Origin of the sequence: Streptomyces sp. 3N207, from assembly GCF_052246355.1 — a bacterium.
In the GTDB taxonomy this organism is placed as follows: Bacteria; Actinomycetota; Actinomycetes; order Streptomycetales; family Streptomycetaceae; genus Streptomyces.
Genome location: NZ_JBQQBV010000001.1, coordinates 57701 through 73731, shown reverse-complemented (window position 1 = coordinate 73731; position 16031 = coordinate 57701). Strand labels below are relative to the sequence as shown.

Here is a 16031-nt window from a genome sequence, read left to right as displayed (position 1 = left end):
GCTCCTGGCCGGAAGGGATGCCGGACGGTACGGCTATCCTGGGGAGCGCTCGCCATGAGCCCGTCATGCCCGCCGTCCACCGTTCGGAGCCCGTCGAAGTGCGCATCGACCTGCACACCCACTCCACCGCCTCGGACGGCACCGACACCCCCACCGAGCTGGTGCGCAACGCCGCGGCTGCCGGGCTGGACGTGGTGGCGCTCACCGACCACGACACCGTGGCGGGCCACGCCGAGGCCGCCGCCGCGCTGCCCGCCGGGCTGAGCCTGGTGACCGGCGCCGAGCTCTCTTGCCGGCTGGACGGCATCAGCCTGCACATGCTCGCCTACCTCTTCGACCCCGCGGAGCCCGAACTGGCCCGCGAGCGCGAGCTCGTACGGGACGACCGCGTACCGCGTGCCAAGGCGATGGTGGGCAAGCTGCGTGACCTGGGCGCGCCCGTCACGTGGGAGCAGGTCCTGCGTATCGCGGGCGACGGTTCGGTGGGCCGCCCGCACATCGCGGCGGCCATGGTGGAGCAGGGTGTCGTCGAGACCGTCTCCGACGCCTTCACCGAGGAGTGGCTCGCCAACGACGGGCGGGCCTACGTCAGCAAGCACGAGCTTGACCCCTTCGACGCGCTGCGGCTGATCAAGGGCGCGGGCGGGGTTGCCGTCTTCGCGCATCCGCTGGCAGCCAAGCGCGGCCAGTGCGTCCCCGAGAGCGCGATAGCCGAGCTGGCGGAGGCCGGACTCGACGGTATCGAGGCCGACCACGCCGACCACGAACCCGAGACCCGTAAGCGGCTGCACGCGCTCGCCGACGACCTCGGACTGCTGGCCACCGGCTCCAGCGACTACCACGGCAGCCGCAAACCCATCGCGCTCGGCGACTTCACCACCGCGCCCGACGTGTACGCCGAGATCGCCGCACGCGGCTCAGGCGCCACGCCGATCCCGGGCTGAGCGGCACCGCAACTCTCCAGCGCTCAGGCCGCTCTGCAGGGCCGCGCGCCGATTCCGCGGGTCACCGCCCGCTCGCTCGCGCAGGCGTTACGCGGACGTGCGCACGCGCCCCGGCCCGCGCTGCAACGAGCCCGCGCTCCCGGCTTTCTTCCCCGCCCTTCCCACCTTCTCCATCTCCGCAAGGCACAGGCACCACCGTGTTCGATTTCGCGCTCTTCGGGTCCGTCTTCCTCACCCTCTTCGTCATCATGGACCCGCCCGGCATCACCCCCATCTTTCTCGGCCTCACCTCCGGACGGCCGGTGAAGGTCCGGCGCCGGATGGCATGGCAGGCGGCAACTGTTGCGTTCGGGGTGATCACCCTGTTCGGGATCTGCGGCAAGCAGATCCTCGACTATGTGCATGTCTCCATCCCGGCGCTGATGGTCGCGGGCGGGCTGCTGCTCCTGCTCGTCGCGCTCGACCTGCTGACCGGCAAGTCCGACGAGCCCACCCAGACGAAGGACGTCAACGTGGCGCTCGTCCCGCTGGGCATGCCGCTGCTGGCCGGGCCCGGCGCCATCGTCTCCGTCATCCTGGCCGTGCAGCGCGCGGACGGCTGGGGCTCTCGGGGATGCTGCTCTCGGCCATCGCCGTCCAGCAGATCGCCGGCGGCATCACCCAGTTCATCCAGGGGAAAGGTTGAGCGTCATCCAGCGGAAACGCTGAGCCAGAAGTCCACCAGGGCCCGCGCGGTCTGCGCGGGCCGCTCGGCGTTGGGGGAGTGGCCCGTGCCGGCGACGACCGTACGGTGGGCGCCGAGCCGTTGGGCCATCCGGTCCAGCAGCGGCACCGGCCAGGCGTCGTCCTCCGTGCCGGACACGACGTGGAACGGCAGCCCGAGCGAGGCCAGTTCACCAACCCGGTCCGGCTCACCGAGCAACTGCTGCCCCGTCGCGGCAAGTTGCTCAGGCACGTTGGCGAGCCAGCGGTGACGCAGGAACTCCTCCACCGCCGCGGACGCCTCCTCCACTTCCCGGCGCGAGTACGGCGCCTCGCCGGCCGAGCCGACCGACTGGTCGAGCTCCTGCATGACCTCCCAGATCGCCGCCATGCTCATGGTCTCCAGCGCGCTCAGCAGCAGCCTGACGCGCTTCTGCTGGGAGGGTGAAACAGCTGCCGGTCCGCTGCTCATCAGCGTCAGCGAGGCGAACGGCGCGGCATCCAGCAGCACGGCCGCGCGTGCGACCAGGCCGCCCAGCGAGTGGCCGAGCAGATGCACCGTTCCTGGCCGCTCCAGTTCGAGCACGGTCGCGATCGCGTGCACATCCCGGGCCAGTTCGGCCTGCGCGTAGGCGACCTCCTCGGGCGGCCCGCCCGTCTCGAACTGCCCCCGCCCGTCCACCGCAACGGCCCGGAAGCCCGTCTGCGCCAGCGGCTCCAGCAGTCCGATGAAGTCCTCCTTGCTGCCGGTGAACCCGGGCAGCAGCAGCACGGTCGGCCCGGTGCGGCCCGTGCCGCCCGTGTCATGGACGGCGAACTCCCCACGCGCGGTAGCCATTCGGTACGCGCGCACTCCGGCAGGCAGCGCGAGAAACGGGGGCTTGCTCATGCCACGACGCTACCTGCAGCCGTCCCCGGGGCACCAACGGCGCCATCCGCGGGGCACCGAACGGGCGGCGTTCCGGCCCGGCACAGCACAGCGCACGGCCCGGCATCCCGCAGTGGGATGCCGGGCCGTGCGCTGTTGCCGAAAGGCCGGTGGGGGCCGGTGGGTCAGCCCTCCACGGACTGCTGGGCCGTGCCGGCCGTGCGGCTGCTCGCGCTGCTGGAGCGGGTCCTGCGGCGGCGGGGCTTGCGCGGAGCCTCCTCCGTGGCGACCGCCGCCTGGGCGGCTTCGCCGCTCTGCTTTGCGGCGGGGGCCTGGGCCCCGGCCTCGGAGGGCGCGGCTCCGGCGCGGGTGCGCCGACGGCGGCGCGGCTTGCGCGCGGCGCCACCCTCGCCCGCCTCGGCGCCCGCGGCGGTGGCGACGGCCGTGTCCGCCGCGGTGTCCGCGGTCGGAGCGGCGGCATCGTCGCGCAGTGCCCCACGGGTGCGCCGCCGCTGGCGCGGCTGGCGTGCCGGGCGGGTGCGCTCGGCTGACGCGGCAGGCTTGCCGGACTTGCCGTGCGACCGGCTGGCGGGCTCGCCCAGGTCCTCGATCTCCTCGGCCGCGAGCCCGGCACGGGTGCGCTCGGCACGCGGCAGGATGCCCTTGGCCTCCTTGGGGATCTTCAGCGCCTCATACAGGTGCGGCGAGGTGGAGTAGGTCTCCTCCGGGTCGTTGAAGTCCAGCTCCAGCGCCTTGTTGATCAGCTGCCAGCGCGGGATGTCGTCCCAGTCGACCAGCGTGACGGCGATGCCGGAGTTGCCCGCACGGCCGGTGCGGCCGATGCGGTGCAAGTAGGTCTTCTCGTCCTCGGGCGTCTGATAGTTGATCACGTGGGTGACGTTGTCCACGTCGATGCCGCGCGCGGCGACATCCGTGCACACGAGCACATCGACCTTGCCGTTGCGGAACGCGCGCAGCGCCTGCTCGCGCGCACCCTGGCCCAGGTCGCCGTGGACCGCGCCGGCCGCGAAGCCGCGCCGCGACAGCTGCTCGGCGACATCGGCCGCCGTGCGCTTCGTACGGCAGAAGACCATCGCCAGACCGCGGCCCTCGGCCTGCAGCATGCGCGCGACCATCTCCGGCTTGTCCATCGAGTGGGCGCGGAAGACGTGCTGTGTGGTGTTCGCCACCGTCTGGCCCTCGTCGTCCGGCGCGGTGGCGCGGATGTGCGTGGGCTGGCTCATGTAGCGGCGGGCGAGCGAGATGACCTGGCCGGGCATGGTCGCGGAGAAGAGCATCGTCTGGCGCCGGGTCGGCAGCATCTCGATGATCTTCTCGACGTCGGGGAGGAAGCCCAGATCGAGCATCTCGTCGGCCTCGTCCAGGACGAGCGTCCTGATCTCGGAGAGCCGCAGCTTCTTCTGGCCCGCCAGGTCCAGCAGCCGCCCGGGGGTGCCGACCACCACGTCGACGCCCTTCTTCAGGGCCTCGACCTGGGGCTCGTAGGCGCGGCCGCCGTAGATCGAGAGGACTCGGACATTGCGCACCTTGCCCGCCGTGAGCAGGTCGTTCGTCACCTGCTGGCACAGCTCACGGGTGGGGACGACGACGAGGGCCTGCGGGGCCTCGGAGAGCTCCTCGGGCTTGGCGCGGCCCAGCTCGACGTCGGCGGGGACGGTGACCGACTCAAGCAGCGGCAGCCCGAACCCCAGCGTCTTGCCGGTGCCGGTCTTCGCCTGGCCGATGACGTCGGTGCCGGCGAGGGCGACGGGGAGCGTCATCTCCTGGATCGGAAAGGGGGATGTGATGCCGACGGCTTCGAGGGCCTCGGCGGTCTCGGGGAGAATCCCGAGATCTCTGAACGTTGTGGACAGGATGCTTGCCTCTTCTGTGTGACGCGCTAATGCGGCTACGGCGTCCGGCCGACCCAGCTTCTGGGCGGGCCGACGGAGCGAGGAGAGGATCTACCGCGACCATGCGGCCGTCGTTGCGGCCCGCCAAGCGGCGCGGGACCACTGTCTCCCGCTCAAGCGCCTCACTTGCGCGAGCGGTCCCTCTCAGCACGGTCCGCGCGGGGAGCACGGTCCGGCGGAAGGCTGTCGGGTCGGAGCCGATCGGGCCACCGACCGGGCATCCGCATTTCATGCATGCAGCGAGTCCACGCCATTCGGTGGACTCAATATCACTGTACCCCGGATCCGCGCATCTGTACCGGGGCAATCGTTGTGTACGAGGTCACCTGAGCCCTCATGGGGCTCATGAGAGCCGGAGAGGTCCTTCCCGACCTGCGGTTGCGGGCTATCGTGCGAGGTATGGAGACGCCTGACAAGACCGCCGCCGAATCCGGGCCCGCCGACAGCGGGGCCGCCGGATCCGAGTCCGCCACCGCCACCTCGATCGCCACCCAGAGCTGGGAGCAGGCGTCGGCGGACCCGACCTACCGCGCCGCGGTCGTCGACCTGCTGGGTGCCCTGGCCTACGGAGAGCTGGCGGCCTTCGAGCGGCTCGCCGAGGACGCCAAGCTGGCGCCCTCCCTCGCGGACAAGGCCGAGCTGGCCTCGATGGCCTCCGCCGAGTTCCACCACTTCGAGAAGCTGCGCGAACAGCTGGCCCGGATCGACGAGGAGCCCACGGCCGCCATGCAGCCGTTCGCCGCCGCGCTGGACGAGTTCCACCGCCTCACCGCCCCCTCCGACTGGCTGGAGGGGCTGATCAAGGCGTACGTCGGGGACTCCATCGCCTCCGACTTCTACCGCGAGGTCGCAACGAGGCTCGACGCCGACACCCGCGCCCTGGTGCTGAGCGTGCTGGACGACACCGGGCACTCCAGCTTCGCCGTGGAGAAGGTCCGCGCCGCCATCGAGGCCGACCCGCGGGTGGGCGGTCGGCTGGCGCTGTGGGCGCGGCGGCTGATGGGGGAGGCGCTCTCCCAGGCCCAGCGGGTGGTGGCGGACCGGGATGCGCTCTCGACCATGCTGGTCGGCGGGGCGGCTGCCGGATTCGACCTTGCCGAGGTCGGCAAGATGTTCTCCCGGATCACCGAGGCCCATACGAAGCGGATGGCCGCCCTGGGGCTTGCTGCCTAGTCCGCCTTCTGCCGGAAGCCGACGTCCTGCCGGAAGTCGGCGTTCCGGCCGTAGCCGGCGCTCGCGGCGACCGGTGCCGGGGCGGTCGGCAGCGCGTCCTGACGCCACTGCCGTCGTCCCGGCGACTCGTCCCGCAGCAGCAGCGAGAGCAGGGCCGTGCTGAAGCCCAGCGCGACGCACCAGCTCGCCAGCGGGTGGCCGGGGCCGAGCACGGTGTGGCTGATGAGACCGCCGGTGAGAGCGGCGACGGGGCCCGTCGCCAGCACCAGCCGCCGGTCGGGAAGCCGCTCGGGGAAACGCCTGGCCGCGGCGAGCGCGAGCGCGAGTCCAAGGGCTGCGGAGCCGAGAGCCTCCCAGATCATGAGGACCTCCTCGGGTGGGGCCGGGTGCGGGACCGCGATCCGGTGGTCCGCGGTCGTTCCGGTCCTCCCCTTGGGTACGGAGGCTGAAACGGCGGCCGTGGGAGGAATCCCGCGGCCGCCGTTTCCTGCGTACGCCTGTGCTGTCAGCTGCGTACTTCTGTGCGTATCTCGTGCGTGAGTCTCATGAACGAGACTCGTCTTGCATGTGTCTCATGACGTGCGTCTCGTGCGGGCGCCCGGGTGGCGCCGCCCGGTCAGATCGCGCCGAAGCCCACCCTGCGGCCCGTTGCCTCACCGATCTCGACGTAGGCGATGCGGTCCGACGGGACCAGGATCTTCCGGCCGTGCTCGTCCGTGAGGCTGAGCATTCCGGAGCCCTTCTCCAGTGCCGCCGCCACCGTGCTCTCGACCTCGTCAGGAGTCTGCTTGCTCTCCATGACGATCTCGCGAGGCGCGTGCTGCACGCCGATCTTGACCTCCACGGCTATGTCCCTCCGACGGTCCTGGTATCCCGTGGCGATGCCCGGGATGCGATGCGCGGCCAGCCGCGCCGTACGGAGCAACCCTAGCTCTCAGCAGCAACGCAGAGGGGGCGCGGTCGCACGCCGGCAGCGAACAACCGCGCCCCGGCACCGTCTCTACTGCAGCGGGAACCCGGCGATGCCGCGCCAGGAGAGCGAGGAGATCAGCTTGGCGGCTGCGTCACGCGGAATCTGCTGACCCGCGCCCAGCCAGTAGCGCGCGGTGATCTGCGCCATTCCGCACAGCCCCACGGCCAGCAGCATCGACTGCTCCGAGGGCAGCTTGGTGTCCTCGGAGATGACCTCGCTGACGGCCTGTGCACAGTCCAGGCTGACCTTGTCCACGCGCTCGCGGACCGCGGGCTCGTTGGTCAGGTCGGACTCGAAGACCAGCCGGAAGGCGCCGCCCTCGTTCTCCACGAAGGCGAAGTAGGCGTCCATGGTCGCCGCCACCCGCTGCTTGTTGTCCGTGGTGGACTCCAGAGCCGCGCGCACGGCCTGGAGCAGCGCCTCGCAGTGCTGGTCCAAGAGCGCGAGGTACAGCTCGAGCTTTCCCGGAAAGTGCTGGTAGAGCACCGGCTTGCTGACTCCGGCACGGTCGGCGATGTCGTCCATTGCCGCCGCGTGGTAGCCCTGCGCGACGAAGACCTCCTGAGCCGCGCCCAGCAGTTGGTTACGCCGTGCCCGGCGGGGCAGACGCGTGCCACGCGGGCGCGCCTCGGTCTGCTCGATGGCTGTCACGCCGCCTCCCTGAATGTTCCTGAGCGCGAGCTGCGCTGCGCCGCCATCGTACTTTTCGGTAACGGAGGTGGTAGCTTCCCGGCCCGCGAATTTTCGCTCCGGTGTCCGGGTCCGTTCCCTCAGGTGTCCCGATGCGATGGGCGCTTTGGCGGCACTCGTCCTGTTATCGGTATGCGCTCTGTTGTGTGTGCTCTGTCGGTACGCGTTCTCGGCACTCGTCCGGTACGCGCTATCGGTACTCGTCCTCGTTCAGCTCCACCACGCGCGCTTGTTCCGCCGCGTCGGCCGGATCCACCTCGTGGTTGCTGCGCCCGGTCAGCGGGTCGTCGCGTTGTGCCAGCAGGTCGGCCTGCTGTTCCGCCGCGTCCGCCTCGGGGGCCTCCGGGGCCCCGTTCCCTTCAGGTTCCTCCTCGTAGGAGTCATAGGCGTCGTAGGCGTCATAGGGGTCGATGGTTTCCGGATCGGTCGGATCGACAGACATGCCGTTCCCCTTTCCAGGCGGGGCCCGACCACGCGGGCCCTACTTACGAGACTACGAGCGGGTCACCGGGGGCGCACGCCGCATGCCTCCCGCTTCTCCACTGCATACTTCCGGATGCTTCCCGGCGGCGGCTGCGACGGGTGAGGACCCATGCCTCTCCTGTACACCAGTGTGCTTCTTCTTGTGACGGTGAACACGTGAGGACGCATGTGATCGTCTCGTAACATTGCTCCATGTCATCGACCGAGCAGCCGGGAGTCCCCACCTCCAAGACCCGCACTGCTGCGCCGTCGCCCTCGCTCACGCGGTCCCGCATCGGGGAGCAAGAGACACTGCGGACGGTCTCGTTGCCCGGCCTGACGCTGGCTCTGCGGGGGCGGCGTGAGGATGGCGCGAACCGGGCCGGCGACACTCGCCCGGCCGCCCTGTATGTGCACGGGCTGGGGGGCTCTTCCCTCAACTGGTCAGCGCTGATGCGTGAGCTCGCCCCCCATGTGCGCGGTGAGGCGATCGACCTGCCCGGCTTCGGTGACTCCCCGCCGCCCGACAGCGGGGACTATTCGGTCTCCGGGCACGCCCGCGCCGTCATCCGCTATCTGGATGCCTGCGGCCACGCTCCCGTACACCTGATGGGCAACTCCCTGGGCGGCGCGGTGACGACCCGGGTGGCAGCGGTGCGGCCCGACCTCGTCCGGACGCTGACGCTCGTCTCGCCCGCGCTGCCGGAGATCCCGCCGCAGCGCACCGCCTGGCCGACGGCGATGCTGGCGGTGCCCGGCATCGCCGCGCTGTTCACCAGGCTGACCCGGGACTGGCCCCCGGAACGGCGCACGGGCGGCGTGCTCGGGCTCTGTTACGGCGACCCCGCACGGGTCTCGCCCGAGGACTTCGCGATCGCCGCCGAGGAGTACGCACGCAGGGAGAAGCTGCCGTATTTCTGGGACGCCATGGTCCGCTCGACGCGGGGCATCGTCGACGCCTACACACTGGGCGGGCAGCACGCGCTGTGGCGGCAGGCCGAGCGGGTGTTGGCACCCACGCTTCTGGTCTACGGTGGGCGCGACCAGCTGGTCGCCTTCCGTATGGCGCGGCGTGCCTCTGCCGCTTTTCGTGACTCCCGGCTGCTCGCGCTGCCGGAGGCGGGGCACGTCGCCATGATGGAGTACCCGGAGATCGTCGCGGCTGCCGTTCGCGAGCTGATCGACGACTCGGCCACGGCGATACAGCGGCTGAACAACTCGGCCGGTGCCGTCATACAGGCTCCGGCGACTCCGGAAGGTGACTAGTGGGACGCCATAGCCGCAAGGGCAAGGCAGGTACCGGGCGCAGAGAGGAACGCTCCCGGATACCCCAAGGCCCAGGTCCCGTCGCAGCTGGCCGCTCCCGCCCCGGCACCGTCCCGGGCGAGCACGGCGCCACCGGAGGACGGGAGTACGGCGTCCCCGCGCCCGGTGCCCGCGCCGCCCCGTCACCCGCCGTGCCCCCGGGGCACGGTCGGTACCCGGGGCACCCAGGGCCGCAGGGCACCCCCGCGCACGGCATGCCGGTGTTCACCGACGAGCAGCCCGCCCGCGGCGGCCACCCGCAGCAGCCGGAGGGCGGCCCCTCGCCGTACCACGGCCCCGGGCAGGGCTATGGCCAGAGCCACGGGAACAGTTACGGCTACGGCCATGTGCCCGGTCAGCGGGGGCGGTCCGGCGGGCCGCGTCAGGATTATCTGGACGCCTTCGAGGACGACGTCTTCGCGGCGGGTGCCCCCGGTGCCGTCCGGCCCGGCAGCAACCCGGCGGAAGCCGCCCACGCCGCTGCACCTGCACCGGCCGGGCCGGTTTTCCCGGGTGAGCCGGGAGTGCGGCAGGACGGCGCCGCCGGTGATGCCCCGTCCGCAGCGCCGCAGACGTCAGCCGAGCCGGGCCCGGAGCCGCCGAAGCAGGGCACCCGCGTCCGTGCGACCACCGGGATCGTCGCCGCAGCCATCACGACCGTGCTGGCCTTCGTCGTTGCCGCCCAGGTCACGGGCGGCGAGCCCGGCGCCGGGGAGGCCGACCGGGGGCTGAAGACCGGCGAGCGCACCCCGGAAGGAGTCGACGTGCCCTCCGCACCCGAGCGTGCCGACCGTGGCACCCGCCCCACCCCGGGCGCCGGGCCGGCTTCGTACGAGGCGAAGATGGCACGGCAGTACCCGCTGGCCGACGACCTGAAGGGCTCCGGCAAGTTCACGCCCGTGCCCGGCCACGAGAAGGCCCCGGGCAAGGGCAAGGTGGTGCGCTACCGCGTCGACATCGAGAGCGGACTGCCGCTGGACGGCAAGCTGTTCGCCGAGGCGGTGCACAAGACGCTCAATGACAAGCGCAGCTGGGCGCACGGCGGCAAGCGCAGCTTCGAGCGGGTCTCCTCCGGCAAGGCCGACTTCGTCATCACCCTGGCCAGCCCCGGCACCACCGACAAGTGGTGCGCCAAATCCGGACTGGACACCAGCGAGGAGAAGGTGTCCTGCGACTCGGCCGCCACCGAGCGCATCATGATCAACGCGTGGCGGTGGGCGCGCGGCGCCGCAACGTACGGCCCCGGTCAGATGCACGCCTACCGGCAGATGCTCGTCAACCACGAGGTCGGTCACCGGCTCGGCCACGACCACGTGGGCTGCCCGGCCGACGGCAAGCCGGCGCCGGTGATGATGCAGCAGACCAAGTACCTCACCACGCACGGCAGGACCTGCAGCATCAACGCCTGGCCGTTCCCCCGCGGTTAGCGTTCTCGCCACCGGCCGTTTGCCGGGTAAACGGCGTGCGAACGCGCGACTCGCTCGAAAGTCACGGGTGTTCACCCCTTCTGGTGGCGTGACGGACAACCGTCCAGCACGCGGTGGGGGCGCTTGCATAGCGTCTGCTGCGTCTTCAACGTTCCGCCGCTGCGCCACACGCTGAGCCGTGTCCGGTGCGCGGCACGCCACGAGAGTGATCGGGGGTGCGCACGTGCGCATCGCACTGCTTACGGAGGGTGGTTACCCCTATGTGAGGGGTGAGTCCGCGCTGTGGTGCGACCGCCTGCTGCGCGGCTTGGACGGCCACGAGTTCGCGGTGTACGCCCTCAGCCGCAGTGCCCGGCAGGAGGAGAGCGGCTGGTGCGAGCTGCCCTCCAACGTCGCCAGGGTGCGCACCGCGCCGCTGTGGGGCCCGGGGCCGACCGCGGGGGGCGCACGCGGGCTCGCTTGCGGCTCCTACGGACGGCGGGAGAAGCGCCGCTTCCGCGAGCACTTCGCTGCCCTCGCCGAAGCCGTCTGCGGAACCGGGACGGACGCCGATCCGGCGGGCACCGGCCGGCCCGCCGCGGGGCGGCCGACGGCAGCGGCCGACGGTGCCGCGGGCGCCTCCAGCTTCGGCGCCGTCCACTCCGACCGTCAGGCGGACCGTTTCGCCACAGGTCTGTACGGGCTCGCCGAACTGGCCGCCGAGCGCGGCGGACTGGCCACCGCGCTCCGCTCCGAGAGCGCCGTGCGCATCCTGGAGTCCGCCTGCCGCGCGCCCGGCGCACTCCCCGCAGCGCACGCAGCCCAGGTACCCGACCTGCTCGCCGTCACCGAGCGCCTGGAACGCGCCCTGCGCCCCCTCTCGCTGGACTGGTACGGGCAGCGGGGCGAGGACCCCGGGCTGTCGGTCGCCGACCTGTGCCACGCCGTCGGAGCCGGACCCGCCGCGCTGCCGGGGCTGTTGGCCAAGCGGGCGTTCGGGGTGCCGCTGCTGATCAGCGAGTACGGCGTACGGCTGCGGGAGCACTATCTGACCAGCGCCCTCGGCGCCGTCGCACGCGGGGTCGCGGGCGCCCCCGTACGCGCGCTGCTCGCCTCCTTCCAGCGGCGGCTCGCCCGCGAGGCGTACGCACAGGCGCAGCTGATCACCCCGGGGAACGCCCACGCGCGGCGCTGGCAGGAGCGGTGCGGTGCCGACAGCGAGCGGCTGCGCACCGTCTACCCGGGGATGGACGCTGCACTCTTCGACGCCGTGGGGGAGCAGGCCGCACATCTGCCGCCGTCGGACGGTCCGCGGTCCGCCGGAACGCCCACGCTGGTGTGGGTCGGCGCGAGCAGCCCGGCCAAGGATCTGGGCACCCTGCTGCACGCCTTCGCCAGGGTGCACGAGGCGCTGCCGACCGCACGGCTGCGGATCGTCGAGACGGGCGGGCGTGCTGGGGGCGCGGAGGGGGCGGACGGGCGTACGGACGGGCCGGACGGTGTGCCGGCCGGGCGTACGGGTGGAGCGTGCGGGAACGCGGACGGGACCGGGGAGCGGGACGGTGCCTATCCGGCGCACTGCCGGGCGCTTGCCGCGCGGCTCTTCCCGGTGCCGGCGCCCGACGCCGAGAGCCCGGTCACCTTCGAGGAGTTGGGCAGCGCTGCCGTGCCGACCCTCGCGGACGCCTACGCGCTGGGCGGGGTCGTGGTGCTCTCCAGCGTGGTGGAGGGCTTTCCTGTGCCGCTGGTGGAGGCGATGTTCTGCGGCCGGGCCACGGTCTCGACCGATGTCGGGGCAGCTCTCGAAGTCGTCGGCGGAACCGGGCTCCTCGTCCCGCCGCGTGACCCGGGTGCGCTGGCTGACGCCTGTACGGCGCTGCTGCGGGACCCGGCGCGCGCCGCCCGGCTGGGCGCCGCCGCGCGTGCGCGGGCACTGGAGCTGTTCACGGTGCAGCAGAACGTCGAGGCGTTCCGCGGTATCTACCTGGAGCTGATGTCGCGCCATCCGGTCGGCCGGGAAGAGACCGAGGCCGAGGACGCCATGGGGACGGAAGGGGCGCGCCCTTTCGCGCGCCCGACTGAATCACATCTGCCCGGCCGCTGGGCGGAGGGGCGCCGTACGAGCAGCCGACCCGGGCGGCGCCCGGGCGGGCCGCGGGTGCCGGGCGGATCCGGGCATGTGCCGAGCTGGGCCCGGTCGGAGCGGGCGGCCGTCGGTGCCGAGCCGGGGGAGGCGACAGCGCCATGACGACACCTCCCGCGGCCGGTGACCCGGTACGCGTACTGCTGCGCCGGCACCGGGCATTGTGCGAGTGCGCCGTCGACCCGCTGGAGATCGCCGCCGGCCTGGAAGCCAGCGGAATCACCGACCGGACGGCCGCCCGGTGCCGCCATCGTGATGTCTTCTCCCTCGCGGAGGAGCTGTATGCGCGCGCCCCGTACCCGTCAGGCAGCGCCCCGTCGGACAGCGACCCGCGCGCAGAACATGGCGTTTGCCAAGGCACCGGGAGCAAGCGGCGGTGGCGAAGGGCAGCCGGATGGCGGCTGCCCGCCTGGTGGGCGCCGTTCGCCCTTCCGCTGCTGCCCGGACTGCTGTGTACGGGCACGCTCGCCTGGCTCGCTCTGCTGGGCGGCGGACCCGCGGCTGTGCGGGCCGGTCTGTGTGCCCTGGGCGCGGCTGCCGTGCTGGTCGGCGTGATCGTGGCCGTACGCGTCGTTCCTCGCGTCCCGCGCGCTGTCGGCACGTCTGCGTTTCCCGCAGTGCTCTTCCTGTGTGCCTGCTGGTTGACCGGATACGCGCTGTACGGCGACTGGCTGCTGGAGCAACTGCTGGCCGGCGGGCCCGAGTTCCCGGGCGGGGCACCCCGTATCCCTTCGCCTGCCGTTCCGTTGGGGCTCGCGCTGGCTGTCGCGCCCGCTGTGTGGTGTGCGCGGGGGTTCGCTCTGGCGGCGCGGCGCAGGCTGGTGGGCAGTCGCAGCCTGGAGGAGTTCGCCTCCGGGGTGCGGCCCCTGCTGGCGCTCGCCGTATGCGGCGTCGCGGTGAGCCTCCCGGCGCTCCAGTGGGCGGCCCACCTGCTCATCGACGGCCCCCTCGCCCTGTCCGGCACCCCCGGCGCCGACGGCGTCCCCGGGGGCGGGCAGGGTCCGCAGATCCCGGTGCGCTCCGGTGCGGCGGCGGGCGCGGGCGCCCTCGGCATGCTGTTGTTCGTCGCCCTGCTGCTGGCTGCGCACGGGTTCCGGCGCGCGGCCTCGGCCGGGCTCGCCGCAGCCGGCGCACTGGAGGCCGCGGCACTGCTCTCCGTACCGGCCGCGCGGCTGCCCGGGCTCGCGGTGCTGGGCCGCCCTGTGGAGGCGCTGGTGGCGCACCAGGGCGCATCAGCCGTCCCCCTCGCCGCCTGCGGCTGTGCGGCGCTCGTTCTGCTGGCGTACGCGACCACTGTGCTGGCGGGCGCCTCGGCACACCACCGGGAGGCGGTGCCCGCATGAGCGCAGGCCCCCTCTCGACCCCACGTTCCGGCACGGGCTTACGAACCCGCCCGTGCGACACCGACAAGGAGCAAGCCCCCATGATCCACGCGCAGTTGGCACACAGTGGCACGACCGGACGACAACCGCACGCCGGCGTGCGGCAGCGCCGGGTTCCCCTCTCGTCCGTGGAGGTCGCACGATGAGAGTGCTACTGCTGGGCGCCAGCGGATACCTGGGCCGTTTCGTCGCCGACCGGCTGCTTGCCGACCCCGCCGTGCAGCTGACCGCGCTCGGCAGGAGCGACGAGGCGGACGTCCGCTTCGACCTGTCCACCGGTAGCCCGGGCGCCCTCACCCGCTTCCTGGATGCCGTCCACCCGGGCGTCGTCATCAACTGCTCCGGGACCACCAGGGGCAACGGGCGCGAACTGATCCGGCACAACGTGGTCGCCACGGCGGCCGTCTGCGAGTCGCTGCGCCGCAGCGGCTGTGGTGCGCGCCTGGTGCACCTCGGGTGCGCCGCCGAGTACGGGCCCTCCCAGATCGGCTCCTCCACCGGCGAGGACGCGGCGCCGCGCCCGGGAGGGCCGTACGGGGTGAGCAAGCTCGCCGGCACCGAACTGGTACTCGCCTCCGGGCTGGACGCCGTCGTGCTGCGGGTCTTCTCACCCATCGGCCCCGGCACCCCTGCGGGCTCGCCCCTGGGGCGGGTCGCGGAGGCGATGCGGCGGGCGATGCAGCAGGGCGACAGCGAACTGAAGCTGGGCGGGCTGAGCGTGCAGCGCGACTTCGTGGACGTCCGGGACGTCGCGCGGGCCGTGCACGCAGCCTCCCTGTCGGCGGCGCAGGGCATCGTCAACATCGGCACCGGGAGGGCGGTGCGGCTGCGGGACGCCGCCTCGCTGCTGGCCCGCGTCGCCGGGTACGCGGGGGCCGTGCACGAGCAGGGCGGCGGGCCGGCGGGGCAGGGGTCAGGAGAGGGCCATCCGGCAGGTGTTGCGTCGGGCCCGGACGGCTTGGCAGGCAGGCTGGCCGGCAGCGCTCCCGTCATCCCGGCGCAGAGCCACGGCAGTCAGGCCGCCCCGGTGCACCCTCCGCAGCCCGCGTCGTATCCGTATCCCGACGGCTGCGGAGCCTGGCAGCAGGCGGATGTCCGCACGGCGCGCGACCGGCTCGGCTGGCGGCCCCGGATCGGCCTGGAGGAGTCGCTGGCCGACATCTGGATGGAGGCGGCATGCCGTATCTGACGACACCTCCGGGGCAGGTCCGGCCGGCCGGTGACAGCAGTGGAGCGGTCCGGCAGCGGCTGGGGCTCGGGGTGCCGGGCTGTGCTCACCCGATGCTGGCGCCCATGGAGTGGGCGGAGCTCTCCCGGCCCGGGCTCGGCGCCGGTGCCGGGCCCGGCGGTGACGCGGGCCCGCTGCACTGGGTGGTGCTGGATATTTCGGACGGACCGGGCGCTCGGCCCGACCCCTTCTGTGCCCCTGCCGCAGCGGCGCTGCGGTCCGCGGGCGTCGCCGTGCTCGGTCGTCTCGACATGCGAGACGGTGCGCGGACGTTCGGTGAGCTGGTCTCCGAGGCGCACCGGTTCCTCGACTGGTACCGGGTCGACGGCTTCTGCCTGGCGCACTGTCCCGGCGACCCGGGCCGGCTGGGGCACGTCCAGCGCCTCACCGCCACCCTGCGCGCCCTGTGCGGCGGTGCCGACGGCGGAACCGGGCCCGGTCGCCGTGCCCAGTGTGGAGAGGTGCGCAGTGGACATCTGGTGCTGGCTCACGACAGCCACCCGCATCCGGAATATCTGCAATGTGCCGACCAGCTCGTCACCTACACCGGAAGCTGGGCGGACTACCGCTGGTCACGGGCCGAGGAGTGGACGGCCGCATACCCCGCCGAGCGCTTCTGTCATCTGGTGCACTCGCTGCCGCGTACGCATCTGGAGGAGGCGCTGCGGATCGCCCGCTGGCAGGGCGCCGGCACTGTCTGCTTCACGGACCGGACAAGGGCCAGGGGCCAGGACCCGTGGGCGGCGCTGCCCGGCTACTGGGACGAGCTCGTCTCGTGCCTTGGAACAGGTGTCTCGGAATGAGATAGCCCATGGCAGTGTTACGTGAGGAACAGCCCGCCT

14 protein-coding genes and 1 pseudogene are annotated in these 16031 nt (G+C 72.5%); 9 read left to right on the top strand and 6 right to left on the bottom strand.

Going from position 1 to position 16031, the window contains the following annotated elements; genetic code table 11:
* Positions 1-98: 98 nt before the first annotated feature.
* Both ACTWP9_RS00320 and ACTWP9_RS00315 read left to right on the top strand, forming a co-directional pair.
* Positions 99-944: a PHP domain-containing protein gene (locus ACTWP9_RS00320; RefSeq protein ID WP_443244364.1), complete on the top strand. Its 846-nt coding sequence runs from the start codon at positions 99-101 to the stop codon at positions 942-944.
* Positions 945-1141: 197 nt separating this feature from the next.
* Positions 1142-1629: pseudogene (locus ACTWP9_RS00315) on the top strand (MarC family protein).
* Between the two features lie 3 nt (positions 1630-1632).
* Here ACTWP9_RS00315 and ACTWP9_RS00310 read toward each other — a convergent pair.
* Together ACTWP9_RS00310 and ACTWP9_RS00305 are read right to left on the bottom strand one after the other, a co-directional pair.
* The gene (locus ACTWP9_RS00310) at positions 1633-2535 is read right to left on the bottom strand and encodes an alpha/beta fold hydrolase (protein ID WP_443243862.1); all 903 of its coding nucleotides are present in this window, start codon (positions 2533-2535) and stop codon (positions 1633-1635) included.
* 164 nt (positions 2536-2699) lie between these two features.
* Positions 2700-4295 (bottom strand): DEAD/DEAH box helicase, encoded by a 1596-nt coding sequence (locus ACTWP9_RS00305; protein ID WP_443243861.1) that lies wholly within the window; start codon positions 4293-4295, stop codon positions 2700-2702.
* 531 nt (positions 4296-4826) lie between these two features.
* Between ACTWP9_RS00305 and ACTWP9_RS00300 the strand changes: the two genes are divergently transcribed.
* Positions 4827-5600 (top strand): ferritin-like fold-containing protein, encoded by a 774-nt coding sequence (locus ACTWP9_RS00300; protein ID WP_443243860.1) that lies wholly within the window; start codon positions 4827-4829, stop codon positions 5598-5600.
* On the opposite strand, the gene ACTWP9_RS00295 is transcribed toward ACTWP9_RS00300, so the two are convergent.
* The 4 genes from ACTWP9_RS00295 to ACTWP9_RS00280 form a co-directional block, all read right to left on the bottom strand.
* Positions 5597-5962 (bottom strand): hypothetical protein, encoded by a 366-nt coding sequence (locus tag ACTWP9_RS00295; RefSeq protein ID WP_443243859.1) that lies wholly within the window; start codon positions 5960-5962, stop codon positions 5597-5599. The two genes, ACTWP9_RS00300 and ACTWP9_RS00295, sit on opposite strands and share 4 nt — an antisense overlap.
* Positions 5963-6216: 254 nt before the next feature.
* Entirely contained in the window at positions 6217-6444 is a 228-nt protein-coding gene (locus ACTWP9_RS00290) for a DUF3107 domain-containing protein (RefSeq protein ID WP_443244363.1), read from the bottom strand.
* A 156-nt stretch (positions 6445-6600) separates the two neighbouring features.
* Positions 6601-7224: a TetR/AcrR family transcriptional regulator gene (locus tag ACTWP9_RS00285; protein ID WP_443243858.1), complete on the bottom strand. Its 624-nt coding sequence runs from the start codon at positions 7222-7224 to the stop codon at positions 6601-6603.
* A 229-nt stretch (positions 7225-7453) separates the two neighbouring features.
* On the bottom strand, positions 7454-7705 hold the full coding sequence (locus ACTWP9_RS00280; RefSeq protein ID WP_443243857.1) for a hypothetical protein: 252 nt from the start codon (positions 7703-7705) through the stop codon (positions 7454-7456).
* Positions 7706-7938: 233 nt separating this feature from the next.
* On the opposite strand from ACTWP9_RS00280, the gene ACTWP9_RS00275 reads away from it, so the two are divergent.
* The 6 genes from ACTWP9_RS00275 to ACTWP9_RS00250 all read left to right on the top strand — a co-directional run bounded on the left by ACTWP9_RS00275 (position 7939) and on the right by ACTWP9_RS00250 (position 15992).
* On the top strand, positions 7939-8991 hold the full coding sequence (locus tag ACTWP9_RS00275; protein ID WP_443243856.1) for an alpha/beta fold hydrolase: 1053 nt from the start codon (positions 7939-7941) through the stop codon (positions 8989-8991).
* A 254-nt stretch (positions 8992-9245) separates the two neighbouring features.
* Positions 9246-10457, top strand: coding sequence for a DUF3152 domain-containing protein (locus ACTWP9_RS00270; protein ID WP_443243855.1), 1212 nt, complete (start codon positions 9246-9248; stop codon positions 10455-10457).
* Positions 10458-10680: 223 nt separating this feature from the next.
* Positions 10681-12684: a DUF3492 domain-containing protein gene (locus ACTWP9_RS00265; RefSeq protein ID WP_443243854.1), complete on the top strand. Its 2004-nt coding sequence runs from the start codon at positions 10681-10683 to the stop codon at positions 12682-12684.
* The gene (locus tag ACTWP9_RS00260; RefSeq protein ID WP_443243853.1) at positions 12681-13922 is read left to right on the top strand and encodes a hypothetical protein; all 1242 of its coding nucleotides are present in this window, start codon (positions 12681-12683) and stop codon (positions 13920-13922) included. Before ACTWP9_RS00265 ends, ACTWP9_RS00260 begins: the two co-directional genes overlap by 4 nt.
* 181 nt (positions 13923-14103) lie before the next feature.
* Positions 14104-15150: an NAD-dependent epimerase/dehydratase family protein gene (locus ACTWP9_RS00255; RefSeq protein ID WP_443243852.1), complete on the top strand. Its 1047-nt coding sequence runs from the start codon at positions 14104-14106 to the stop codon at positions 15148-15150.
* Positions 15138-15992: a spherulation-specific family 4 protein gene (locus ACTWP9_RS00250; RefSeq protein WP_443243851.1), complete on the top strand. Its 855-nt coding sequence runs from the start codon at positions 15138-15140 to the stop codon at positions 15990-15992. The genes ACTWP9_RS00255 and ACTWP9_RS00250 overlap by 13 nt, the downstream gene beginning before the upstream one ends.
* Positions 15993-16031: the final 39 nt, after the last annotated feature.

Excerpts from the sequence above, each read along its gene's own strand:
- ACTWP9_RS00310 (WP_443243862.1), bottom strand. The coding sequence starts at position 2,535 with ATGAGCAAGCCCCCGTTTCTCGCGCTGCCTGCCGGAGTGCGCGCGTAC.
- ACTWP9_RS00305 (WP_443243861.1), bottom strand. The coding sequence starts at position 4,295 with ATGACGCTCCCCGTCGCCCTCGCCGGCACCGACGTCATCGGCCAGGCG.
- ACTWP9_RS00300 (WP_443243860.1), top strand. The coding sequence starts at position 4,827 with ATGGAGACGCCTGACAAGACCGCCGCCGAATCCGGGCCCGCCGACAGC.
- ACTWP9_RS00295 (WP_443243859.1), bottom strand. The coding sequence starts at position 5,962 with ATGATCTGGGAGGCTCTCGGCTCCGCAGCCCTTGGACTCGCGCTCGCG.
- ACTWP9_RS00280 (WP_443243857.1), bottom strand. The coding sequence starts at position 7,705 with ATGTCTGTCGATCCGACCGATCCGGAAACCATCGACCCCTATGACGCC.
- ACTWP9_RS00275 (WP_443243856.1), top strand. The coding sequence starts at position 7,939 with ATGTCATCGACCGAGCAGCCGGGAGTCCCCACCTCCAAGACCCGCACT.
- ACTWP9_RS00270 (WP_443243855.1), top strand. The coding sequence starts at position 9,246 with ATGCCGGTGTTCACCGACGAGCAGCCCGCCCGCGGCGGCCACCCGCAG.
- ACTWP9_RS00260 (WP_443243853.1), top strand. The coding sequence starts at position 12,681 with ATGACGACACCTCCCGCGGCCGGTGACCCGGTACGCGTACTGCTGCGC.
- ACTWP9_RS00255 (WP_443243852.1), top strand. The coding sequence starts at position 14,104 with ATGAGAGTGCTACTGCTGGGCGCCAGCGGATACCTGGGCCGTTTCGTC.
- ACTWP9_RS00250 (WP_443243851.1), top strand. The coding sequence starts at position 15,138 with ATGCCGTATCTGACGACACCTCCGGGGCAGGTCCGGCCGGCCGGTGAC.